This window comes from Acinetobacter sp. 742879 (genome assembly GCF_000588535.1).
In the GTDB taxonomy this organism is placed as follows: Bacteria; Pseudomonadota; Gammaproteobacteria; order Pseudomonadales; family Moraxellaceae; genus Acinetobacter; species Acinetobacter pittii.
The window spans coordinates 145,721-168,586 of sequence record NZ_JFYC01000005.1 but is presented as its reverse complement, the minus strand read 5'-3'; the positions used below and the strand labels follow the sequence as shown (position 1 = coordinate 168,586).

The window sequence follows — 22,866 nt, the reverse complement described above, 5'->3', positions numbered from 1 at the left end:
TAGGTCAGGTCCTCATTGGGCCTGATTTAAAAACCAATAGAAAACAGAATATAATTATAAAAAATATATTTTATTTCAGAACTTTAAAATGGAAAAATCTTTAAAAGAATACCAAGCTATTATTTTTGATATGGACGGTACTTTAGTCGACTCCTTTAGCTTCTTTTTAGGTGCTTTAAATCAGCTTGCCAAGAAACATAAATTTAAATCTGTAGAGCTACATGAAGTAGAGCAGTACAAACATCTTTCACCAAAAGAAATTATGAAAGAGATGAATGTTTCTAGGTGGAAACTGCCTTGGATTGCCAAAGATTTCATTCGTTTAATGAAAGAAAGAGACCAAGAAGTTTACATGTTTGAAGGCATGCGGGACCACTTAATTGAACTACATAATCGGGGATATACGCTCGCAATTATTACTTCAAACTCTAAAGAAAACTGTCAAAGTATTCTCGGTACAGAACTATGTGAACTTTTTAGCCATATTGATGGTGGCTCGTCTATATTTGGCAAAGCTAAACGAATTAAGCGTGTTCTCAATATTTTGAATTTAAATAAAGAGCAGGCCATTTATGTCGGAGACCAAACGACTGATGGCGAAGCTGCACATAAAGCAGGCATTGATTTTGCTGCGGTAGGTTGGGGTTATACATCGGCTGAAAAATTAAAAACCATTCAGCCCAAAGTCGTGCTCAATGACTTGGCAACCATGAAAGAATTTTTCTAAATATATGAAATACAGGACAAACAATGAATAACAATAACAACCCGATTGGAATGATTGACTCTGGTTTAGGCGGGTTGTCTCTCTTTAAGCATATTCGGCAGGCTCTTCCGAATGAAGATATTATCTATTTCGCTGATTCGAAATATGTCCCGTATGGAGACAAAGAAAGCGACTGGATTGTTTCAAGAACCACTCACTTAATCTCAAATCTTATAAATGACGGGAATTGCAAAGCGATTGTGGTTGCTTGTAACACCATGACCGCTGTAGCGATTGAAACGATTAGAGCGCAAATTAATGTGCCACTTATTGCCATAGAACCCGCCGTAAAACCCGCAGTGGCAATCACTCAAAGTAAGCATATTGCGGTTTTGGCAACTGCAACGACGGTTAAGGGAAAAAATCTCAAGAATTTAATCGAAACTTACGCACAAAATATCAAAGTGTCTTTAGTACCTTGTATTGGTTTGGCCGAAAAAATTGAAACGGGCAAAGCACATACCGCGGAAGTTAAGGATTATTTAGAAAATATTTTGGCGCCGTTAGTCGAGCAAAAAGTCGATACGATTATTTTAGGATGCACACACTATCCATTTGTCTCAGACACGATTCAGGAAATTGTAGGTCGTGATATCCAAATTATTGAGCCTTCGGAAGCTGTAACAGCGCAATTAATTCGGCAGCTCAATCAATATCATTTAAGTTCTGAAAGTCCAAATGAGGGAAATCATATTATTTGGACCAGTTCAGACCCGTTGGAAGTTGCGGACGTTACTTTTTCTTTGTTAGGTAAACATTTACCTGTAGAAACTACTGATTTTTAAAGCCAAGAAAAACGCCTAGCCCCATAAAAATGAGTCCACCCATCACTAACATAGATTTTTGGGGCTTCTTCGATTTAGTTAATTTTTGACTAATGTAATTGGCTAAAAACACACAAACCACATCAGCAGAAACAAAGATCAGATTCACAATCAGCCCTAAAATGATGAACTGAGACCAAACTGGAAAATCTAATGAGGTATTAATAAATTGAGGTAAAAAAGCGATATAAAAAATAGCGGTTTTAGGGTTTAAAACTTCGACCAGAATGCTCTGCCTCAAAGATAACTGACCATTTTCAACATTTTGCTGAAGAGTCGGGGACGAGGTCGATCTAATTAATTTAATGCCTAACCAAACTAAATACAAAGCACCTAAAATTTTAATAATATCATAGAGTTTTGGAATGATTTGAAAGATGGTCGTTAAGCCTAAAGACGCCGCTATGATATGAAAACAACCTCCTACGAAAATTCCAAATGCAGCCATCAAACCAGATTTTCTACCACGAGAAAGCGTCTGTGCAGCGGTATACAGCATTGCTGGACCCGGAATATAAGCAAAAATAATTGTAGTAATTAAAAATGTAATGAAAAGCTCTAAAGAAATCATGTTTTACCTATCTTATTGTTACTATTTTTGAGTGAATTTTAAACAATTTAAAGTATATGAAATTTATAAGTATTTCAATTTTATAATCAGATTTATGGCTATAAAAACTCAAAATAACTTGATCTAACTTTTAGAGTCACTATCAAAAAATCTCAATTACAAAACTCTAAGCTCAGAGTACCTAGATTAAGATATTTTTTATACTTAACTTTTCTCATCGTATATATTTATACAAACTATTAAATTAGAATTAACGATCAATCTATTTTATTAACTAAATATATATAACTCATGTTTATATTTTAAATTTAATTAAAAGCCATAAATATAATAAAGACAGTAATATTATTTAAATATGAATAAAATTATTATATTTAAACTTTTTTATTAAAATAAATTGACGTTCTTTATTATACCGATTATTATCTCGTTGCTGGCCTACATTGCCAGACGGTTTTGACAGACCGTAAGTCCCCATAGCGGATTATAGTTCTACTATAAGTCGTTAGACCCTTGCGTCCCCTTTCTTTGCGGTAGGACGGAAGGGGGACGCCCCGTGCGTGCTGGTCTCTATGGGCACCAGTCTGTCAACCCTCTTTCGTTCTGCCACCATAAATTAATTCGCGGTGATCTGGTGGTAGGACTCCATTTTTAAGGAGTTGGCCATGCCATTATTCAAACTCATTTTTCTCTCTTAGTTAATAATTTTATTTATTTAAAATATGGATTTTCTGCGATCTGATTTTTTAAATTTATAAATTATTTTTATTTTAAAATTTTAATTATTTTATTTTCCTGTTTTTTATGGGAGGATTAATTATTATTTAAAAATTATTTTAATATTTGAATTAATTATATTTTTATTTTATCTAAAGATATAAATAATCATGAGAATAATATGAAACTTCATAAATTTATATTGTTTTTTAAACCTTGTGGTCGGTGCTTACAGTATTACAAATGATGATGCGAACGCTCAGCAGTAATTTAAAAGAATTTGTTTATCAGATGAACACATGCAAGCCAGTTGCGATTGTGTTTGCCAACAGCTCGCGCAAGTGTATTCACCTCAAATCGTGCAACGTTTAAAACACACCAGCTTGCAAAGTCCTTTTCTCCCACAGGACTTTGCCCCTAACTTGTTCAGCAGCATTCAACACTGCAACAAAACTGAAATGGGCTAAGTATTTCGCTTAGCTCCTTTATCTCTGTGTCGCAATGATCTCTCAAACTTTAAATCAGCGCAAAAGTAAAAGTCCATTGTGACTCAGGGGCCTAGGGGGAGTTTTCTACTATCAAACTAGATTCTCTTACACGCAAAAGCGTCTGTGTAGCGATATGAATGCAATAAAAAAGCCCGATATGCAGTTATACATATCGGGCTTAATCAATCAATTATTAAAGCAGGTGATGCCTTAATAATGATATTTTTTGAATTACTCTACAGTTACTGACTTCGCCAAGTTACGTGGCTGGTCAACGTCTGTACCACGTAATACAGCAACGTGATACGACAACAACTGAACTGGTACGCTATAAACAATTGGAGCTAGCCATTCGTTTACTGCTGGAATATGTACAACGTGTTGACGGTCTTTTCCATTGATTCCGCTATTTTCATCAGCGAAAACAAATAGCTCACCACCACGTGCTTGAACTTCTTCCATATTCGATTTTAGCTTATCAAGCATTTCATCATTTGGAGCAAGAATTACGATCGGCATTTCATTATCAACAAGTGCTAATGGGCCGTGTTTTAACTCACCAGCTGCATAGCCTTCTGCATGAATATATGAAATTTCTTTTAGCTTTAATGCGCCTTCCAATGCGATTGGATAATTCGTGCCACGGCCTAAGAATAAGCAGTGATTTTTTTCAACGAATAATTCAGACAAACGCAAAATTTCTGGATCATGTTTAAGCGTATCAAGAATAACTTTCGGGCTGTGCCATAGCTCACGCGTAATTTCTTCAAGAAGAGCAGGGCTAATACGTTGTTTTACTTGACCAATTTTCAAGATTAACAACATAAGCGCAGCGAGCTGAGTCGTGAACGCTTTAGTTGAAGCAACACCAATTTCAGGACCAGCAAGCGTCAATAAGTGGTGATCAGTTTCACGAACCATTGAAGACGTAGCAACGTTACAGATAGTCAAAGTCTGAATATCGATATTGTTTGCTTTTGCACGCTTTTGAGTTTCACGTAGTGCCGCTAAAGTATCGGCAGTTTCACCTGACTGTGAAATACAAATATAAAGTGTATTTTCAACAATTACAGGGGTGCGATAGCGGAATTCACTCGCGATTTCAACTTGGCAAGGCACGCCAATCAGTTGTTCAAACCAATATTTCGCAATCATTCCTGAGTGGTAACTTGTACCACACGCAATGATTTGTACGCTTTGAATTTTGTTGAAATCTGCATCAGCATTTTTCAAGAAATCATCACGTAAGCTATTGCCATCAAGCGCTTGAGAAATCGTTTGCTTGATTGCTTCTGGTTGCTCATAAATTTCTTTGAGCATGTAGTGCTTGTATTCACCTTTTGATGCACTACTTACAGTTGCGTCAAGCTCTCGTACTGGACGCTCAACGCGTTCGCCATTTGCAAATACTTCAATTGAAGTACGTGTAAGACGTGCAATATCGCCTTCTTCAAGGTACATAAAGCGGTTAGTTACAGGCAAAAGTGCAAGTTGGTCTGAACTAATAAAGTTTTCACCAATACCTACACCAATCACGAGTGGTGAACCTTCACGTACAGTAATCAGTTCATCTGGATAATCGCTATGGATAATACCTAGCGCGTAAGCACCTTTAAGCTGAGGTACAACAGTTTCAACAGCATCTAAAAGGCTACCTGTGCTTTTTAGAGCTTCAGCAACTAAGTGTGCAACAACTTCAGTATCTGTTTGAGAAGTAAAAACATAACCTAAAGCTTGAAGGTCGTCTTTTAATTCTTGGTAGTTTTCAATGATACCGTTATGTACAACAGCAACCTTACCAGACATATGCGGGTGAGCATTATTTTCAGTTGGTTTACCGTGTGTTGCCCAACGGGTATGTGCGATCCCGATAGCTCCTGTAAGTTGGTGTTCAGTCACTGCATCTGCAAGATTGATTACTTTACCTACACGACGCTCACGTAAAATTTGTTGGTTATTCAATAAAGCAACACCCGCAGAATCATAACCGCGGTATTCAAGACGTTTTAAACCTTCAATTAAAATCTCGGTTACACAACGCTGTGCAACGCCTCCGACGATACCACACATACTTCAATCCTCTTATTTTTTAACCTTTTGGGGACGTTGATAATTTGCTTTTGAAATTTGTTGCGCACGTTCAAAGGAGAGACTTTGTTCGGCTACATCTTTCGTAATCACAGAACCCGCACCAACTGTTGCGCCATTCCCAATGGTTACCGGAGCAACCAGCGAGCTATTAGAACCGATAAAAACGGCATCGCCAATAGTGGTTTTGTGTTTATTTGCACCGTCGTAATTACAAGTAATCGTACCTGCCCCAATATTCGATTCAGCACCGATTTCTGCATCACCTAAATAAGTGAAATGGTTGGCTTTACTGCCCAATCCAATCGTTGTGTTTTTAACTTCAACAAAGTTGCCGATATGTACTTCATTTGCCAATTTCGCGCCTGGGCGTAAGCGTGCAAATGGTCCAATTTGAGCATTTTCGCCTACAACTGCACCATCAAAAACGCTATAGGCTTGAACTTTAGTTCCGGCTGCAATTTTGGTGTTCTTTAAAATACAACCAGCGCCGATTTCTACAAAATCGCCCAGTTCACAGTCACCTTCAATAATCACATTTACGTCAATACGAACGTCATGTCCAACTTTCACAGAACCGCGTAAGTCAAAGCGTGCAGGGTCTGCAAAAGTTACGCCTTGTTGCATAAGCTCTTTTGCTTGCTGTTGCTGGAACTCACGTTCAAGTGCAGCAAGTTGTAAGCGGTCATTGACGCCTTCAACTTCAAAAGCGAGTTCTGGTTGAATAGATGCGATTTCTAGACCATCTGCAACAGCCATTGCTACGATGTCAGTTAGATAATATTCGCCTTGCGCATTTTCATTTGAAAGTTTAGGCAACCACTCATGAAGTTTTGCGTTGCTAACACAGTAAATACCTGTGTTGATTTCTTGAATCTGACGCTGAGCTTCTGTTGCATCTTTATGCTCAACAATCGCTTGAATCTTACCTTCTTGACGAACGATACGACCATAACCTGTCGGGTTGTCGACATGTAAAGTAATCATGCCAATGCCCGTTTTATTTGAAACTTCAACAAGTTGCTCTAGCGTTGTTTGACGTACCAAAGGTACATCACCATAAAGAATTAATGAAATACCGTCTTTAGGAAGTACTGGTAAAGTCATTTGTACCGCATGACCTGTACCTAATTGTTCTGCTTGTTCAACCCATTGAATCTTTTCTTGTGCAAAAGTTTGTTTGACGTGGTCACCACCATGTCCATAAATCGTAATAATATTTTCTGCGTGTATTTTTTTTGCTGTTTGAATGACATGTCCTAAAAGTGGGCGACCCGCTAAAGGTTGTAGTACTTTAGGAAGCTGAGAACGCATACGCGTTCCTTTGCCAGCAGCAAGAATAATGACGGTAGTTGACATGTATAACTCTAATGATTTAACTCAAATGGATAATAATTAGTGTACAAAGAGCAGCCCATACACCGGCAATAATATCGTCAAGCATAATACCAAAACCACCATGCACTTGACGATCAATAACGCGTATAGGCCAAGGTTTCCAAACATCGAAAATCCGAAATAATATAAATCCCCCAATCACCCACATCCAATTCATTTGTTGTAAATAAAGCAGAGGAAGAAAGGTAATAGATTGACCTGCAAACTCGTCCCACACAATTCGACCATCATCGTGTACATCAATAACTTTTGCAGTTTGACCACAAATATAAATTCCCACCAAGGACATGATGAGGATAGCGATCAAGCTTAAGTTAAAGCCAAGCGATAACCAGATTGGAATGAAGAGTAGGGCAAAGGCAGAGCCAAAAGTACCGGGAGCTTTAGGTGCGAGACCAGATCCGAAACCAACTCCACAGAAAACGATGCAGCGGTTGAACCAAGACATGTCCTTAAAATGAATCGGTGGCTTATGCAAAGTGTTGGTATCCATGAATTTGCAATGGGTAATCTGAACCCAAGTGCTCAAAAGTTAGTTGTGTTTGCTCAACGATCTCTCCGATCATTGTAATCTTAATGTCTAGTTGTTTTTGCAAAAGTTTTTCATAATTTTGCGGTGTTATTGTAAAACATAACTCGTAATCATCACCACCGGCCAAAGCATATTGCCAGCGCTGCTGTTCTGGTAATTCTTCTAGCGTTGAATCAATCGGTAACTTTTCTAAAAGTAATCGGGCACCGACCTTTGAAGCTTTTAATATATGGCCTAAATCTTGGGCTAATCCATCAGAAATATCAATCATACTAGATGCTAATCCCTTCAACTGTTGTCCAAGTTGACAACGTGGAGTCGGGTAGTCCAGTCTTTTTTGTAATGGATGACCTAGGTGCTGTAAACCATAAGCTGCATCACCAACTTGACCGCTCACACAAACATAGTCACCGACTTTGGCACCTGAACGTAACACGGCTTGTCCGCTTTCAATCCAGCCCATGGCCGTAACAGTAATGGTGAGATGAGGGCCTTGGGTCGTGTCTCCACCAATGAGAGCAACCCCAAATTGATTACAGCAGTCATAAATTCCCTGACTGAATCCTTCAAGCCATTCATGATCAATTGTGGGTAGGCTGAGCGCAAGTAAAATACTATGCGGTTTTGCCCCCATGGCAGCAATATCTGAAAGATTGACAGCTACGCTTTTCCAGCCAATCGCATGGGCAGAAGTATCAAGAGGAAAATGACGTCCAGCAACGAGTGTATCTGCACAGATCACCAATTGTTGGTTTACGGGAGGGGTAATTAAGGCTGAGTCATCTCCAATACCCAAGGTGACATCTGTATAAGATTGTCTGTTAAAGTACTGGTCAATAATAGAAAACTCAGCCATATCAACTTCAAACCTATTAGTTTGCTTGTTGTTTTTCAGCACTACGTAGTGTTGAACTTAAACGATCTAGAACGCCATTAATATATTTATGGCTATCTGCTCCACCAAAGTGCTTAGCGAGTTCAATAGCTTCATCTAGAACTACTCGGTAAGGTACTTCTAAATGATCACGTAACTCGTAAGCACCCAAGCGTAATGTTGCTAGCTCTACACCATCAAGTGCACTAAGTTCACGGTCAAGAACCGGAATAAGTAATGCATCAAGATCTTCGTGCTGTGCAATCACTTGTGTTAGCAGTTCGTGATAGTAGTTTAAGTCTACCTTGTGCATTGCATTTTCAGCACGGGTGCGTGCTTCGATTTCATGTACAGGGTTGTGACTCATTTGCCACTCATAAATACCTTGTACAGCAAAACGACGTGCTTTACGTTTTGCTGCATAAGCGGCTTGCAGTGTTTGAGACATGCTTTAAATTGCCTTTAATAAATTAACCATTTCAATAGCAGTCAATGCAGCTTCGCTACCTTTGTTTCCTGCTTTTGTACCTGAACGTTCGATGGCTTGCTCGATGCTATCAGTAGTTAATACACCATTGATGACAGGCAAGCTGCTTTCTAACGCCACTACACCTAAACCTTTTGCACATTCACCTGCAACGAAGTCAAAGTGTGGTGTGCTACCACGAATAACTGCGCCAAGTGCGATAATGGCATCAAACTGGTTTGATGTAGCTAATTTTTTAGCAACAATCGGGAGTTCCCATGCGCCAGGAGCATGAATAACAGTAATGTTATCTTCATTTACACCGTGACGTTTTAATGTGTCGATTGCACCATCCAATAAGTGTTCAACAACAAAGCTGTTGAAACGACCCACTAAAATCGCATAACGACCTTCGCTTGCGAGATGTAATAAACCTTCAATACGGCGAATTGCCATAGCAACCTCGATTATTTCGTTGTGATTTGATCAGCAGTGACATATTCCACTACTTCTAAATTAAAGCCAGATAAAGCATTGAAACGTAATGGTGAGCTAAGAAGCTTCATTTTTTCAACACCTAAGTCACGCAAAATTTGAGCACCGACACCAATGGTTTGATATTGATGTGAAAGTGCTGCATTGGATTTCACCGGTTTTGGCTTATTTAAATCATCCAACGCTGGTCCCAAGTCTTGCAAATGATCTTGACCGATCCAGACTAAAACACCGCGATCACTCGCTGCAATCGTCTGTAGGGCACGGTCTAAGTTCCACGCAGGTTCACCATCAGCTTTATTTAGCTTAAGCAAATCGCGAATTGGACTAAAACCATGCACACGTACTGTTGTAATACCTTCTTTTGGCTCGCCTTTAACTAAAGCCAAATGAATGTCCGGGTTACCAATCTCACGATAACGACAAAGTTCAAATGAACCATATTCTGTTTGAATGGTTTTTTGATCCAGACGTTCAACCGTTTGCTCATTAGTCATGCGGTAGTGAATCAAGTCCGCAATTGTACCAATTTTTAAGCCATGCTTCTCAGCAAAAATTTCTAAATCTGCACGGCGTGCCATTGTGCCATCTTCATTAATGATTTCACAAATGACAGAAGCCGGTTCAAGGCCTGCTAAACGAGCTAAATCACAACCTGCTTCGGTATGGCCTGCACGATGTAAAACACCGCCTGGTTGAGCCATTAACGGGAAAATATGACCCGGCTGTACGATATCAGTTGGTTTTGCATGCGCTGCGACAGCAGCTTGAATTGTATGTGCACGCTCTGCTGCTGAAATACCTGTGGTAATCCCTTCAGCGGCTTCGATTGATAAGGTAAAGTTTGTACTGTGCTGAGCACCGTTTTGGTCAACCATCAATGGAAGGTTTAACTGTTTACAGCGCTCACGGCTTAGCGTTAGGCAAACTAGACCACGTGCATGGGTAATCATGAAGTTAATATCTTCAGGACGAACATGCGTTGCTGCAATGACAAGATCACCTTCATTTTCGCGATCTTCGTCATCCATCAAGATAACCATTTTGCCTGCACGAATATCGGCGACAAGATCTTCAACACGACTCAGCGGCATTCGCTTTCACCTTTTTTTGTCGTAAGACAATTTCTATTTAATAAATTTTGCATAGTTTACGCTGTTTAGAGAATTTTGCCTATGATTCTGATTTATCCAAATTTGTGACATCTAAGAATAGATCGAGATTTATTTATACAAATAAATCATAAGAAAAAGGAGTAGTTTTAAATAAAAGCTATGAATTTAAATAAAAAAACCTAGCCAAAAGGCTAGGTTCTGATGCGCGTAGTTACTTTTTATGAAGCTGCACTACTTGGACTATCATTTTGTGGGATTGATTTTTTCCCCATTAAAATTTCAGTCCGGATATTTTGAGCAAGTTCAGCACATTCTGCATTCATACCATTGATCATAAATGCATGACGTGTCATCACATTGCTTGGGTTTGGCATTGCAACAAGTTGATAGCTGTCTTGAATCGCCTTGAGCTGTTCATTCTCAAGATATAAAGCAGATTCTTTAGCGTGAAGATGCTGTGCTAAACGTTGAGCAGCTTCTTTTGCATCGATTTGCATAGCTTCTACAGCATTACATGTTGCACTACGAGTTTGCAGTGCAAAACGTTTATCTTCACGGTAACGTTTATATAAAACATCTGAAAGTAATTGGAATACGGTTCCAATCATAAGCAGACATTCTACGGCATGCGTATGAGAGGTTGAAATCGCAAGTGTCGCGCCTTCGGCATTAAACTCATCTACTACTTCAATATCTGTGAGTTTCAATTGGTAATGCTTAACGCATAACTCAATACTCTTGTTTAAAAAGAGCTGGCAGAGTTTGAAATAAGGAACAGATACCGATTGGTTAACACTGCTTAATAACTGTTTAGGGTCATAAAACTGAATATTGAGTGCCAACGTATGTTGGTCAGCTGAATCTGAAGTTTTTTTGGCTTGTTGGCGAGCTGCTGGTTTCGCTTTAGCTTGTTGCTGAGCTTGTGCAACCAAGGTTACCGTATTTTGTTTTTCTAGAGCCAATGCTTGAGTTAACTGCTGAATTTCATGCTTCAAGCGGTTTTCTTCATTAATGCGTGCAAAATATTCGCTTCGTGTGGGACGAGCAATCGCGCGATAGGAAAGCCACAATAAAACATGCAAAAACAGAGAAGCTAAAATTGCAAGCCATTGAGTACGAAGAATTTCTCCAATACTTGGCTGAATCAACGTAACTTCGATAGATCCCACTTTCTTTTCATTTTGAAGGGCATCACGAGCAAAAATTTCGCCTTGGCGGGTTTTTGAAATTCCGCTCGTTGCTAGAACCTGTTTGTTCGCATCAAGAATGCGAATAGACGCAACACTTGGATTGGTCGCATAGCGATTGGCAATCAGAGCTAAAGACACCGTATTAGCAGGTTCAAGCTCAGATAAGCTGTCTGCAACGAGCTGACTGGTCATGAGCTGACCTTGACTCGCACGGTTTTCATTAAGCTGGTGTGTCGTTGCAATGACCAATAAAAAGGTATGCAATGCAAAACTAACGATCAGTAGGCTAGCAAATAGCCCTTGTCTAGGCGCAATCAAGTTAAACTTCCAAGGCAATTATATTGAAATTCGATTATGATTCTTACAATAGTTGTCACTCAGACTAGAGTCAATTCATGCGAGAAATCATTCTTATATCCTTTTTAGGACCGGACCAACCAAACCAGTTTACCCGATTAATGCAAGTACTATCCGTACATTCATTGCAAATACTGGATGTAGGTCAGGCTGTTATTCATAATCAACTTACATTAGGCATTGTGGTCGCTTCTGATAATGAAACTGCGACCGCATTGGCAATGAAAGAGATTCTGATTTTAGCACATGATATTGGCTTAACAGTGCGCTTTAAACCAATCACGGGCGCAGAATACGATCAATGGGTAAGTGAAGGCGGACGTACTCGTTATATCGTCACGGCTTTAGCCCCAGAACTCACTGCGGCACACTTACAAGCAGTTACAAAAATTGTGTCTAGCCAAGGCTTTAACATCGAAACGGTAACACGTTTATCAGGTCGTGTAGACTTCGAAGGAGATAACAAATTTCCACGTCGTGCCTGTGTACAGTTTGGTTTAAGTAGCGGCCCAACTTTAGATGCACAAGCCATGCGTGCTGCATGTTTACTTCTTTCAAGCGAACTAAATATCGATGTTGCTGTTCAAGAAGACAACGCTTATCGCCGTAATCGCCGTTTGGTGTGTTTCGATATGGACTCAACATTAATTGAACAAGAAGTGATTGATGAGTTGGCGATTGAAGCAGGGGTAGGCGCACAAGTTGCTGAAATTACTGAAAGAGCGATGCAAGGTGAGCTTGATTTCCAGCAAAGCTTCCGTGCACGTGTTGCATTATTAAAAGGGCTTGATGCTGCTGTTTTACCTAAAATTGCAGAGCGTTTAACCATTACCGAAGGTGCAGAACGTCTTATCTCGACCTTAAAGGCACTTGGTTATAAAACAGCAATTTTATCTGGTGGATTCCAGTATTTTGCTGAATATTTACAAGGCAAACTCGGTATTGATGAAGTTCACGCTAACATTTTAGATGTGCAAGACGGCTTCGTAACAGGCGAAGTAAAAGGTGCAATTGTTGATGGTGCCCGTAAAGCTGAGTTATTACGCGAACTTGCGAATAAAATGGGGATTTCTTTAGAGCAAGCGATGGCCGTAGGCGATGGTGCAAACGATTTACCGATGCTTGCGATTGCAGGTTTAGGCGTCGCTTATCGTGCAAAACCATTAGTACGCCAAAATGCAAATCAAGCGATTTCAAGTGTTGGTTTAGATGGTGTGCTTTATTTACTCGGTATGCATGATAAAGATTTAAATCGTGCTTAACCTATATGGATAAGCTTTAAGCGCTACTTCAGAGTAGCGCTTTTTTTATGCAGAATAGTCATAAAAACAAGCAAGTTATGACAAAATTTTGCACAGAAAAAAGGCAATAAAAAAATCTGAAAAAAACTTATTTTGGTCCTTAAAAACAGCATATTTTTTTGTAATGACACGCCAGAATTGATGCCATATAGGGAATCGAACTTTTTGAATTTTACAAAAATGTAATGACAAAAGAATGTTGCGACAAAGTATGTCGCATTAAGAAAAAACGGGTCTTTTTTTCTAAAAAAAAACATCCATAATGCATCGTAAGCTTCAACACAAATCATGAATTAAAGTTGTTTTTGGAATGAGGTCGGGTATTAAAGACCGAATGTTTTTAGACGTTTTCATTAAGACGGAGGTTTCTATGGTAACAGCGAATTTTGCCGCTATCGCCGGATTCAGCTTAATTGCTGTCGCGCTTGTTGCTGTTTTCTTTTCTCCTTACCGTCGTTGGCTTGGTTTTATGCTTGCAGGGATGTTCTTTTGGGGGCTATTGGAAGTGGTCCGTTTTGGAGTTCAAGTCACTTTTGAAATGCCAGTCACATATAGTTATTTAACTGCATTAAGTCTAGCGATGGTAATGGTTACATTTATTTTGTTACGTGAGGATAAACAAGCACAAAAGGCATTGGCAAATCGCCAATATATAGAACACACGCCAGTATATGAAGATGATCAGCAGCAATGTTCTAGCCGATAATTAAATTGTTATCTAACGGTAAAAAGGTATGCACAGCATGCCTTTTTCATTTACGAAACGTGATTTTTATTATACAAAGCATTTATTAAAAAATAGCCAGTTATGCTACGATAGATGGGTCTGTTGACGTTTCATCTAGATTGCGTTGCCAGCTAAAAAATATCAATTGATGCATAAAACACAGGCAATGGTATGTCCTTGCTAAGTTTTGCTCTAAAGTTTTCATAAAAATACAATAGGCGTGAATGTTCATGAAACTTTCTTCCATACCTGTAGTCAAGTTACCTCTTGTTGATGTCAGTACAGACCCATTAGATTTGTTGGTAGCAGGTTTAGTGCTGCGTATGAAGCAGTTGGCGCGTACTAGCCCTAAGTTTATTGAACTGATTCATGACCGCGCATTCCGTATTCAGATCGGTACAGATTTAGGTGTTGCACGTCAGATCATTATTAATAATGGTCAGATTGATACCGTTGCAGGCGCACCTGAAAAAGCTGATTTTATTTTGCAATTTGCAGACAGTGAGCAAGGTGTAAAAACTTTGATCAAAGGTGACCCAACAGCATTTATGACGGGTATGCAAGACGGTAGCATTAAAATGGAAGGTGACTTCAGCCTATTGGTGTGGTTCAACCAAGTTGCTAAGCTCATTCCGCCTAAGTTACCAAAACCAGTAAAAGATAAAGTACGTCAGGCACGTGCTTTTATTAAAGAGAAAACTGGACGTTAATATCCAGCTAAAAAAAAACTCCCATTTTGGGAGTTTTTTTATATTTATGCTTCGACTTCTAGATTGAATGTCACCGGACCATCATTAATCAAATGAACTTTCATATCCGCAGCAAAAATTCCGGTTTGAACGTTTTCAAATTGAGAATGTGCATATTCAACCAATTGTTCGTATAACGCTTTTGCGTCGCTAGGTGGCATTGCTGGGCCAAAGTCTGGACGCAGACCTTTTTGTGTTTGTGCCATCAAGGTAAATTGTGACACAAGCAAGATTCCACCATTTGCTTGAGACACGTTCCAGCCCATTTTGCCTTGTTCATCATCAAAAATTCGATATTTCAAAATTTTATCAATAAGCTTTTGACCAATAGCCAAAGTATCATCTCGGCCAATGCCTAAAAACACCAGTAGGCCGTGTTGGATTTCGCCTGTAGTTTCACCGTCTACAACCACTTTAGCTTCAAGAACTCGTTGTATTAAAGCGCGCATAGTTAAAGCAAATTTCTATAATTAATTGAATTAACGTAGTTTAGCAGAATTTAAATTAAATGATTTTTAAAAGGAAATTTCATGGAACTGCAACAATGGTATAAAACCTCGTAATTCATCCATAAAAATATGCTTTAATGCTAAGAAGCAAGCGAATAATCATTGACTATGTCTCCAATTATCCATTCTTTACTAGATACAGACTTGTACAAATTTACGATGCTACAAGTGGTTCTGCATAAATTCCCACAAACACATAGTGTCTATCATTTTCGTTGCAGAAACTTAGAAGATACAGTCTATCCATTAGTGGATATTTTGGATGACTTAAACGAGCAACTCGACCATTTATGTAATCTCAAATATAAAGAAGACGAGCTACAATATTTAAGAAAATTACGATTTATTAAAAGCGACTTTGTCGATTACTTAGAATTATTCCAACTCAAACGTCGTTTTATTCAGGCTAGTATTGATGCCGAAGGTCGTTTAGATATTCATATTGAAGGACCGATGGTTCAGGCGATGATGTTCGAGATTTTTGTCCTAGCCATTGTAAACGAGTTGTATTTTAGCCGTATCAAAACAGATCAAGTTTGGGCTGAAGGCGAACGCCGTTTACAAGCAAAACTCGATTTGATTCAGCAATATGAAAAATCTCAACAGCCAAACGATCCACCGTTTTTAGTTTCTGATTTTGGTACACGTCGTCGTTATAGTTTTGATTGGCAAAAACATGTAGTAGCAGCATTTCATAAAACTGTACCAAATGTGTTCCGTGGTACAAGTAATGTGTTGCTGGCTAAAGAGCTTAACATTACACCGATCGGGACTATGGCACATGAATTCCTACAAGCATTTCAGGCACTTGATGTACGTTTGCGTGATTTCCAAAAAGCTGCTTTAGAAACGTGGGTACAAGAGTACCGTGGAGATTTAGGAATTGCCCTAACTGATGTGGTAGGGATGGATGCTTTCTTACGCGACTTTGACCTGTATTTTGCCAAACTATTTGATGGCTTACGTCATGACAGTGGCGACCCGTATGAATGGGGTGATAAGGCTTATGCGCACTATCGTAAATTAAAAATTGATACCAAAACCAAAATGCTGACCTTTAGCGATGGCCTTAATTTGCCAAAGGCATGGGAGTTGCATCAATACTTTAAAGATCGTTTTCAGGTGAGTTTCGGTATTGGAACTAATTTAACCAACGATATGGGGCAAAAGCCACTGAATATTGTGTTGAAACTGGTTGAATGTAATGGTCAGTCAGTTGCGAAGATCTCTGATAGTCCGGGTAAAACCATGACTGACAACGATACTTTCTTGGCCTATTTACGTCAGGTTTTTGAAATCGAAGAACTTGAAGAAGTGGTTTAAGTAAAAAGTAGTCTCACTATTTTTTATTTTTAAAAGTGAGAATGCTAATATCTGATTTTCTGCTAAAGCGTAGCAGAAAATCAGAGTTTGTTAGATATATGCTTATGCTAAGATTGAAAATAAGCTGGTATAAAAAGAAACCATGACGATGACACTCCCTGATTTTAAACTCGATTTATTAATAGAAGCAGAAGAATTAGTGCCTTATTTAGGCAATGAATATATTCGCATTATAGATTTGAGCCGTGCATCGGTTTATGAACAACTCCATATTCCACATGCCATTCATTTACAGCCTAAATGGTTAGTGGCTCAACAAGAAGAAGCCACTGGTGTTTTGCCAGATGAAGCGGGTTTGCAAGCACTGATTGAAAAATTGAATATTTCACCTAATCATCATGTTGTGGTTTATGACGATGAAGGTGGGGCATGGGCTGGGCGTTTAATCTGGAATTTGCATTGCCTAGGATTTACCCGTACCAGTTTAATTAACGGCGGTATCCATGCATGGTTAGGTGGAGGCTTACCTACTACAGCAGAAGTCGAAAAAGTTTCTCCTGTTACAGACTTAATTCAGATTGATTTATCACATGCTGCGCAGTTCCGAGTGAACTATGAAGAGTTACGCAAACAAGTTGAGCGAGAAAGTGTGCAATTGTGGGATTGTCGCACGAGTGATGAATATAGTGGTGTCCGTTTAGCAGCGCGACGCGGCGGTCACATTCCAAATGCCCTCCATTTTGAATGGAGTACTGCACTTAATCGTCAAAATCATCTAAAATTGCATCCGCTTGAACGCACGCGGCAGCGCCTTGAACAACTTGGGTTCGATTTACAACAACCTGTAGTTGTGTACTGCCAGTCACATCACCGTTCCGGTTTGGCCTATATTCTGGCTAAACTCTTGGGCTGGGAAGCAAAAGCCTATGATGGTGCGTGGAGTGAATGGGGCAATCGCCTCGATAGTCCTATTATTACTGGAGAATCACCGTCGTGAGTTTCACATCTCGATTAAAAAAAGAATTATTTATTAAGGCACAAAACCTTGTACCACAGCATCAATTGAGCCGTGTGGTAGGTAAAGTTGCTGCGAGTGAAAATCCAGTTGTGAAAAACGCTGTTATTCATGCGTTTAAAGCTAAATATGGGATTGATTTATCGATTGCTGAACAAGGCAATGCTCTGAAATATAAATCTTTTAATGACTTTTTTACCCGTGCATTAAAAGAAGGTGTACGTCTGATTGATGAAAATGCAGATAGCATCGTGTCCCCAGCAGATGGCGCAATTTCCCAAATTGGTAAAATTACTGCGGGTGAAGTCTTTCAAGCAAAAGGTCAAAGTTTCTCTGTAGAGAAACTCATTGGCGATCCACAACTTGCTCAACCATTCCAAGACGGTGAGTTCGCGACAGTTTATTTATCACCGCGTGATTACCATCGTGTTCATATGCCGTTTGCCGGGACATTAACAGAAACATTATATGTGCCAGGCGAGCTATTTTCAGTAAATCAGGTCACTGCTGAAAATGTACCGGGATTATTTGCTCGTAATGAACGCATGGTGTGTTTGTTCGATACTGAACTTGGCCGTATGGCTGTTGTTCTAGTAGGTGCGATGATTGTTGCTGGTATTGAAACTGTGGCAACAGGCAAGGTAAAACCTTCAGGCCGTATCGAATTACAACATCATCAGTTAAAGCTAGAGAAAGGTGCTGAGCTTGGACGTTTTTATTTAGGTTCTACAGCTGTTATTTTATTTGAAAAAGATAAGATCGAATGGGAACAACGTTTTAAAGCTGAGTCTGTAGTTGTAATGGGCGAGCGCATGGGACATACCGTTTAGTCCGTTATATAGCTCCCTAAAAACAAGTAAACCCTGACTTTAATTATTCAGGGTTTTTTTTGATTTAAATTATATAAAAGTAAAATATATAATTATGTTTGGATTTATATTATATAGAAATATAATTATTATTAAGTGATCTAAATGAGTACGTTATATAAGCTAGTCTATAAATATGTATCTGAAAAGAGCAAAAATATTAATATGATTAAAAATTAATAAATAAAAATAGAATGAAATACTTAAGTTAGACTTAAGTCGAGGTTTTAATTTTATTTGAAGATAAGTTATTAAATCTAAAAAATTTATTTAGTTTTTTTATAAGCATAAAGCGCTTTTTAGATATTACACAACTTTAGCCTTGGCACAATACTTGCTAATTATTCAGGACTTTACTGTAACTTTCATATTTTTTAGGTTCTGAAATCATGTTAAAAGTTAAATGTCTGACAGCTTCAGTTTTATCTGTACTTTGTATTTCACTCACTCATGCCAATGATTTTAAAGTTTTAAATCAAATTTCAAAACAACCTACTCAACTTCAAAGTGGCGAATATAAAGGTAATTATTATGTTCCATCTACTTTAAATACCATTACATGGGGTTATTTACCGAATCGGGATGCCAAACCCGTCCTTACCGTTCCGTCGGGTAGTGTTGTGACGTTTGACACGGTTTCTCATGAAGGTTTGCTTGAAGACCAAGGGCGTAATGCTGAAAAGTTCTTTCAATCGAAAGGTGTCAAATCTAATGAAATCTTGGAAGATGCAAAAACAATTACGCAGTCAAATTTAAAGCATGATTTTCATAAAGATGGGCCACATATTGTGACAGGCCCTGTTGCAATTGAAGGCGCACAGCCCGGTGATATTTTGAAAGTTGAGGTACTTAAAGTTGAGCCGCGTGTACCTTACGGTGTTATTTCAAATCGACATGGTAAAGGTGCTTTAGTCGGGGAATTTCCTAAAAAAGCAAAGCAAGAAAATGCATCGGCTGAGCATCCTGAACGCTATGGAAATGTCTCAATTTTCACACCAATTGAAAAAAATGCTAAAGGTGAGTACGAAGGTGTATTAAAAACAGAATCTGGTAAATCAATACGTTTCCCGCTGTATCCTTTTATGGGAATCATGGGGGTAGCAGCCAATACTTCTGAGCCTGTTCACTCTGTACCGCCTGCAATGTATGGTGGAAATATTGATATTAATGAACTAGGTGCAGGTTCAACTGCGTATTATCCTGTTCAGGTTAAAGGTGCATTATTCTATACGGGTGATAGTCATTTCGCGCAAGGCGATGGGGGAAGTGGCATTAACGGCACTAGAAGCTTCAGCCCGCGCCACACTGAAATTTACCTTACTCAAAGCAGGTAAGGACAAAATACCGGGCAAAGAGCTAAAACAACCTTTAGCTGAAAATGCTGAGTTTTGGATTACACCGGGACTTGATGAAGATCTTGATGAAGCGATGAAGAAATCTACACGTGAAGCCATTCGTTTCTTAAACCAAGAATACGGTATTGATGAAGCGACAGCGTACGCCTATTTAAGTGCCGCAACTGATTTTGAAGTTTCACAAGTAGTAGATAAAACCAAAGGGATCCATGCAAAAATTAGAAAAGCTGATTTTAAAGAGTTTGAGAGTAAATAATTAAGATGACCTAAGCTTGGTATTTAAAATATTAAATACCAAGTTAATTTTATTTTAACTATTTATAAGTTTTATATATTTTATAATTAAGTATAATAAATCTCATATATATTGATTAGTATAAAATCTAATGCAATCACTTCCGAACGTTCTATTATATCTTGCTGCGCTATTAACATTCTGTGCCGCATTACTTCATTTTGTTTGTGTGTTCTGGGGAGCAAATGGTTTTCGGTTTTTAGGAGCTGGGAAAAGTATTGTTCAGATGGTCGAAAGAGGGCACTGGTATCCTAATTTTACAGCTATAACTGTGGGCTTAATTCTAACTATATGTTCTATGTATGCCTTCTTTGCAGCAAGGGGAGTACAGGTATTACCTTTTACCAAAATTATTTTGTCGCTTGTTGCAACAGTGTTTCTTATCCGTGGTTTTGCTTTTCCATGGTTAAAGTCAAAATTTGTTGGTAATAGTGATTTATTTTGGTATGTCAGCTCAGCTTTTTGTCTAATGCTGGGAAGTTTATATGCTGTAGGCGTATATTTAATTTGAAACGAATATATTCTAGGTGAACTAGAGTGAATAATTTTAAAAAATAAAAGGGAGCTTGGCTCCCTTTTTAATTATTTAGTCCAACCATATTTTTTGAAAATAGTATTACCTTGCTGAGACGATAAGAACTCTACAAAACGTTTAGCCTCGGCATCTTTTAAACTATGTTTAGTCAAGGCTACACCTGTGTCGCGATAGACAACTAGCTCTGGTTCGATAGGAATAATTTGTCCAACATCTGGGTTACTAACTCCCCAAATATTAAAGACTAACCAAGCATCATAGCTGCTATTTTCTTCCCAGTTTTTCTTGGCAATACCTGTGTTGGCTGCATAGGTAACAATATTCTTTCGAAAAGCTTTTGTTAATTGGATATTTCCGGTTCTGCCAGCAATATCTTCCCACATACCAACTTGACCTGCACCATGTGTAACTAAAACCTTAACGCCAGATTTAGCGAGGTCTTTAAATCCTTTAATATTTTTAGGATTTCCTTTTCTCACTAAAATCGCTGCGGGGCGTAAATATAAAGGTTCTACCGAGTCTTTTATAATTTGCTCAGAAAATGTATTTTCGAAATCAGACATCATGGCTTCGGAACCACTATAGATAACATCTGCATCTAGTTTCGCCTTTTCAGACCATTGAGTAGTAGGACCAGAAGTCACATGAACTGCTATTCCTGTCTTATTGGTGAATTGTTTGGCGGCTTCTTTCATAGCAGGTGCTGGCCCACCCGGACCATATACTTGTACATCTGCAAAACTATGGATAGATAGAGAACCGAGAATAAGAAAAATCAGGTAGGGTATAAATTTTTGTTTTGGCATTTTAATCGCTATCGTAATTAAGAAAATATCAGCATATATTTTTTATTATTGAAATTGGATTAATTTTTGCAACGATATTTATAATACATATTCTTTAAAATATATTTAATGAGATTTTAAGAGACTATATAAATGTAAATTATTTTGAGTTGAATATAAATATAGAAGATTCTATGGTAATTTATATTTTATAAATTAATTATTTAAATAGATGTAATGTAAATAATAGAGGAGTAATCCCTTGATTAGAAAAAGTAATTCTTTTTTAAAAATTTTATTTAGCAGTATTTGTTTGGCATCTGGTTCTGCTATGGCTGCTCCAATTACAGATTTGGGTAAGCAAATTGTGAGCGAAAAACCGGGTTCAATATTGTCGCTAGAACAGCAAGCTGTGACGGATTTGTTTCCTCATGCAGATCAGCGTTTGTTGGTCAATTATCGTAGTCGAGGTATTCAGGGCGAACCTATTGTTGCATCGGCTTTTATTTTATTACCAAAAGGAACACCGCCAAAAAATGGCTGGCCGATACTGGCTTGGGCACATGGTACGACTGGAGTTGCTGATACTTGTGCACCTTCGGGCGACTATGTGGGTGGGCCAGTTCATTCATATCAAGAAGTTGCTTCCAAAGCTTTAGATGGTTGGCTTGCACGTGGCTATGCAGTTGTCGCGCCTGACTATCAAGGCTTAGGCACATTAGGCGCACATCCCTATATGAATGCAAAGAGCCAACTGCATACGGTGGTCGATGCAGTGCGGGCATTACATTTGCTTAAGCCCAAGAGCTTTAATAAACAGTGGTTGGTGATGGGACATAGTCAAGGCGGGGCTGCAGCAATTGCAGTGTCTGCCTATGGTCAAAAAGATGCTCCCGAATTAGATTTAAAAGGGGCAATCGCTCTTGCGCCAGGCGGCTATCAATATGAAGGCATTGCAGAATATGTGAAAACTAATCCGAACCCAGAACCTAGTGTGGCTGCTTTTTTCCCAATTGTGTTATTGGGAGCACAAGCAGCAGAACCAAGCATTGTTCCTGAAAACTTAGTCAGTCCAGAAATGAATACGGTGCTAACTCAAGCACGTAGCCGCTGTTTATCTGAACTTCAATCTGATTTGAAGAAGTCTCCTTCTAGCATATTTCGCCCTAATGCAGATTTAAAACCTCTTTTGGCTTATTTAAAACAGCAGTCTATTGAAAATATGGTGCCTACCGTACCGTTAATGATTGTTCAGGGTTCTAAAGATCATTTAGTCGACCCTAGAGGGACATCTGCTTATTACCAACAGCTATGTAAATTAAAAAAACCAACTATTTATCAAACGATTGATGGTGGAGATCATCGTGATGCACTGCGTCAAAGTAATACGTTTGCCACTCACTTTTTAAATGTCATAGAGAAAAATCAGACAAAATCGTATTGCTCGAATTCTAAGTAAATTGGTTTAAATAATACAAAAAAGCCGACTTTTCATAAGTCGGCTTTTTGAATGTGAGAGGGG

22 protein-coding genes and 2 pseudogenes are annotated in these 22,866 nt (G+C 38.6%); 12 read left to right on the top strand and 12 right to left on the bottom strand.

Translation table 11 applies throughout. From position 1 onward, the window contains the following. Positions 1–88: 88 nt before the first annotated feature. Positions 89–727 carry an HAD family hydrolase gene (locus J690_RS12795; RefSeq protein ID WP_005804362.1) on the top strand — a complete coding sequence of 213 codons (639 nt, stop codon included), beginning with the start codon at positions 89–91 and terminating at the stop codon, positions 725–727. Positions 728–750: 23 nt separating this feature from the next. Further along, positions 751–1,551 carry a glutamate racemase gene (gene murI / locus J690_RS12790; RefSeq protein ID WP_032036220.1) on the top strand — a complete coding sequence of 267 codons (801 nt, stop codon included), beginning with the start codon at positions 751–753 and terminating at the stop codon, positions 1,549–1,551. On the opposite strand, the gene J690_RS12785 is transcribed toward murI, so the two are convergent. Further along, positions 1,538–2,161 (bottom strand): LysE family translocator, encoded by a 624-nt coding sequence (locus tag J690_RS12785; protein WP_032036218.1) that lies wholly within the window; start codon positions 2,159–2,161, stop codon positions 1,538–1,540. The two genes, murI and J690_RS12785, sit on opposite strands and share 14 nt — an antisense overlap. Before the next feature lie 898 nt (positions 2,162–3,059). Here J690_RS12785 and J690_RS23845 point away from each other — a divergent pair. After that, positions 3,060–3,358: pseudogene (locus tag J690_RS23845) on the top strand (hypothetical protein). A gap of 239 nt (positions 3,359–3,597) precedes the next feature. Here the strand turns inward: J690_RS23845 and glmS are convergent. The 8 genes from glmS to J690_RS12745 all read right to left on the bottom strand — a co-directional run bounded on the left by glmS (position 3,598) and on the right by J690_RS12745 (position 11,860). Further along, positions 3,598–5,436 carry a glutamine--fructose-6-phosphate transaminase (isomerizing) gene (gene glmS, locus J690_RS12780; RefSeq protein WP_032036216.1) on the bottom strand — a complete coding sequence of 613 codons (1,839 nt, stop codon included), beginning with the start codon at positions 5,434–5,436 and terminating at the stop codon, positions 3,598–3,600. Positions 5,437–5,448: 12 nt separating this feature from the next. Beyond that, positions 5,449–6,813 carry a bifunctional UDP-N-acetylglucosamine diphosphorylase/glucosamine-1-phosphate N-acetyltransferase GlmU gene (glmU, locus tag J690_RS12775; protein WP_032036215.1) on the bottom strand — a complete coding sequence of 455 codons (1,365 nt, stop codon included), beginning with the start codon at positions 6,811–6,813 and terminating at the stop codon, positions 5,449–5,451. A 16-nt stretch (positions 6,814–6,829) separates the two neighbouring features. Further along, the gene (locus J690_RS12770) at positions 6,830–7,345 is read right to left on the bottom strand and encodes a phosphatidylglycerophosphatase A family protein (protein ID WP_032036213.1); all 516 of its coding nucleotides are present in this window, start codon (positions 7,343–7,345) and stop codon (positions 6,830–6,832) included. After that, positions 7,323–8,240, bottom strand: coding sequence for a thiamine-phosphate kinase (gene thiL / locus J690_RS12765; RefSeq protein WP_017481844.1), 918 nt, complete (start codon positions 8,238–8,240; stop codon positions 7,323–7,325). Before thiL ends, J690_RS12770 begins: the two co-directional genes overlap by 23 nt. Positions 8,241–8,256: 16 nt before the next feature. Then, a complete protein-coding gene (nusB, locus tag J690_RS12760; RefSeq protein ID WP_002119137.1) occupies positions 8,257–8,706 on the bottom strand; it encodes a transcription antitermination factor NusB in 450 nt (149 codons plus the stop codon). A gap of 3 nt (positions 8,707–8,709) precedes the next feature. Continuing rightward, entirely contained in the window at positions 8,710–9,180 is a 471-nt protein-coding gene (gene ribH, locus J690_RS12755) for a 6,7-dimethyl-8-ribityllumazine synthase (protein ID WP_002119264.1), read from the bottom strand. Between the two features lie 11 nt (positions 9,181–9,191). Then, positions 9,192–10,313, bottom strand: a complete 1,122-nt coding sequence (gene ribBA / locus J690_RS12750) for a bifunctional 3,4-dihydroxy-2-butanone-4-phosphate synthase/GTP cyclohydrolase II (RefSeq protein ID WP_032036211.1) — start codon at positions 10,311–10,313, stop codon at positions 9,192–9,194. Between the two features lie 239 nt (positions 10,314–10,552). Next, positions 10,553–11,860 carry a hypothetical protein gene (locus J690_RS12745; RefSeq protein ID WP_081405155.1) on the bottom strand — a complete coding sequence of 436 codons (1,308 nt, stop codon included), beginning with the start codon at positions 11,858–11,860 and terminating at the stop codon, positions 10,553–10,555. Positions 11,861–11,919: 59 nt separating this feature from the next. Between J690_RS12745 and serB the strand changes: the two genes are divergently transcribed. Beyond that, positions 11,920–13,143, top strand: coding sequence for a phosphoserine phosphatase SerB (gene serB / locus J690_RS12740; protein ID WP_032036206.1), 1,224 nt, complete (start codon positions 11,920–11,922; stop codon positions 13,141–13,143). Positions 13,144–13,166: 23 nt separating this feature from the next. Here the strand turns inward: serB and J690_RS24700 are convergent, their stop codons facing one another. Further along, positions 13,167–13,439 carry a hypothetical protein gene (locus J690_RS24700; RefSeq protein WP_025465982.1) on the bottom strand — a complete coding sequence of 91 codons (273 nt, stop codon included), beginning with the start codon at positions 13,437–13,439 and terminating at the stop codon, positions 13,167–13,169. Positions 13,440–13,552: 113 nt separating this feature from the next. Between J690_RS24700 and aciT the strand changes: the two genes are divergently transcribed. Beyond that, positions 13,553–13,888 carry a ciprofloxacin tolerance protein AciT gene (gene aciT / locus J690_RS12735; protein ID WP_002119105.1) on the top strand — a complete coding sequence of 112 codons (336 nt, stop codon included), beginning with the start codon at positions 13,553–13,555 and terminating at the stop codon, positions 13,886–13,888. A gap of 251 nt (positions 13,889–14,139) precedes the next feature. Continuing rightward, complete coding sequence (locus J690_RS12730; RefSeq protein ID WP_002119134.1) at positions 14,140–14,619, top strand: hypothetical protein; 480 nt, start codon at positions 14,140–14,142, stop codon at positions 14,617–14,619. Positions 14,620–14,663: 44 nt separating this feature from the next. Here the strand turns inward: J690_RS12730 and dtd are convergent, their stop codons facing one another. Then, positions 14,664–15,107, bottom strand: coding sequence for a D-aminoacyl-tRNA deacylase (gene dtd / locus J690_RS12725; protein WP_002119296.1), 444 nt, complete (start codon positions 15,105–15,107; stop codon positions 14,664–14,666). Positions 15,108–15,275: 168 nt separating this feature from the next. Between dtd and pncB the strand changes: the two genes are divergently transcribed. The 5 genes and pseudogenes from pncB to J690_RS0104375 all read left to right on the top strand — a co-directional run bounded on the left by pncB (position 15,276) and on the right by J690_RS0104375 (position 20,535). Further along, complete coding sequence (pncB, locus tag J690_RS12720; RefSeq protein ID WP_017481841.1) at positions 15,276–16,490, top strand: nicotinate phosphoribosyltransferase; 1,215 nt, start codon at positions 15,276–15,278, stop codon at positions 16,488–16,490. Between the two features lie 148 nt (positions 16,491–16,638). After that, positions 16,639–17,487 (top strand): sulfurtransferase, encoded by an 849-nt coding sequence (locus J690_RS12715; protein WP_032036203.1) that lies wholly within the window; start codon positions 16,639–16,641, stop codon positions 17,485–17,487. Continuing rightward, positions 17,484–18,335: an archaetidylserine decarboxylase gene (gene asd, locus J690_RS12710; protein ID WP_014207963.1), complete on the top strand. Its 852-nt coding sequence runs from the start codon at positions 17,484–17,486 to the stop codon at positions 18,333–18,335. Before J690_RS12715 ends, asd begins: the two co-directional genes overlap by 4 nt. A 428-nt stretch (positions 18,336–18,763) precedes the next feature. Further along, positions 18,764–19,985 (top strand): annotated as a pseudogene (locus J690_RS0104380) (acetamidase/formamidase family protein). Between the two features lie 130 nt (positions 19,986–20,115). Continuing rightward, positions 20,116–20,535 carry a hypothetical protein gene (locus J690_RS0104375; RefSeq protein WP_032036202.1) on the top strand — a complete coding sequence of 140 codons (420 nt, stop codon included), beginning with the start codon at positions 20,116–20,118 and terminating at the stop codon, positions 20,533–20,535. Positions 20,536–20,606: 71 nt separating this feature from the next. On the opposite strand, the gene J690_RS12705 is transcribed toward J690_RS0104375, so the two are convergent. After that, positions 20,607–21,365 carry an AcfC family putative adhesin gene (locus tag J690_RS12705; protein ID WP_032036199.1) on the bottom strand — a complete coding sequence of 253 codons (759 nt, stop codon included), beginning with the start codon at positions 21,363–21,365 and terminating at the stop codon, positions 20,607–20,609. A gap of 241 nt (positions 21,366–21,606) precedes the next feature. Here J690_RS12705 and J690_RS12700 point away from each other — a divergent pair, with 241 nt between their 5' ends. Continuing rightward, on the top strand, positions 21,607–22,803 hold the full coding sequence (locus J690_RS12700) for an alpha/beta fold hydrolase (RefSeq protein WP_032036197.1): 1,197 nt from the start codon (positions 21,607–21,609) through the stop codon (positions 22,801–22,803). Positions 22,804–22,866: the final 63 nt, after the last annotated feature.

Coding starts and splice junctions, on each gene's coding strand:
- J690_RS12795 (WP_005804362.1), top strand. CDS start 89: ATGGAAAAATCTTTAAAAGAATACCAAGCTATTATTTTTGATATGGAC.
- murI (WP_032036220.1), top strand. CDS start 751: ATGAATAACAATAACAACCCGATTGGAATGATTGACTCTGGTTTAGGC.
- J690_RS12785 (WP_032036218.1), bottom strand. CDS start 2,161: ATGATTTCTTTAGAGCTTTTCATTACATTTTTAATTACTACAATTATT.
- glmS (WP_032036216.1), bottom strand. CDS start 5,436: ATGTGTGGTATCGTCGGAGGCGTTGCACAGCGTTGTGTAACCGAGATT.
- glmU (WP_032036215.1), bottom strand. CDS start 6,813: ATGTCAACTACCGTCATTATTCTTGCTGCTGGCAAAGGAACGCGTATG.
- J690_RS12770 (WP_032036213.1), bottom strand. CDS start 7,345: ATGGATACCAACACTTTGCATAAGCCACCGATTCATTTTAAGGACATG.
- thiL (WP_017481844.1), bottom strand. CDS start 8,240: ATGGCTGAGTTTTCTATTATTGACCAGTACTTTAACAGACAATCTTAT.
- nusB (WP_002119137.1), bottom strand. CDS start 8,706: ATGTCTCAAACACTGCAAGCCGCTTATGCAGCAAAACGTAAAGCACGT.
- ribH (WP_002119264.1), bottom strand. CDS start 9,180: ATGGCAATTCGCCGTATTGAAGGTTTATTACATCTCGCAAGCGAAGGT.
- ribBA (WP_032036211.1), bottom strand. CDS start 10,313: ATGCCGCTGAGTCGTGTTGAAGATCTTGTCGCCGATATTCGTGCAGGC.
- serB (WP_032036206.1), top strand. CDS start 11,920: ATGCGAGAAATCATTCTTATATCCTTTTTAGGACCGGACCAACCAAAC.
- J690_RS24700 (WP_025465982.1), bottom strand. CDS start 13,439: ATGTTTTTTTTTAGAAAAAAAGACCCGTTTTTTCTTAATGCGACATAC.
- aciT (WP_002119105.1), top strand. CDS start 13,553: ATGGTAACAGCGAATTTTGCCGCTATCGCCGGATTCAGCTTAATTGCT.
- J690_RS12730 (WP_002119134.1), top strand. CDS start 14,140: ATGAAACTTTCTTCCATACCTGTAGTCAAGTTACCTCTTGTTGATGTC.
- dtd (WP_002119296.1), bottom strand. CDS start 15,107: ATGCGCGCTTTAATACAACGAGTTCTTGAAGCTAAAGTGGTTGTAGAC.
- pncB (WP_017481841.1), top strand. CDS start 15,276: ATGTCTCCAATTATCCATTCTTTACTAGATACAGACTTGTACAAATTT.
- J690_RS12715 (WP_032036203.1), top strand. CDS start 16,639: ATGACACTCCCTGATTTTAAACTCGATTTATTAATAGAAGCAGAAGAA.
- J690_RS0104375 (WP_032036202.1), top strand. CDS start 20,116: ATGCAATCACTTCCGAACGTTCTATTATATCTTGCTGCGCTATTAACA.
- J690_RS12705 (WP_032036199.1), bottom strand. CDS start 21,365: ATGCCAAAACAAAAATTTATACCCTACCTGATTTTTCTTATTCTCGGT.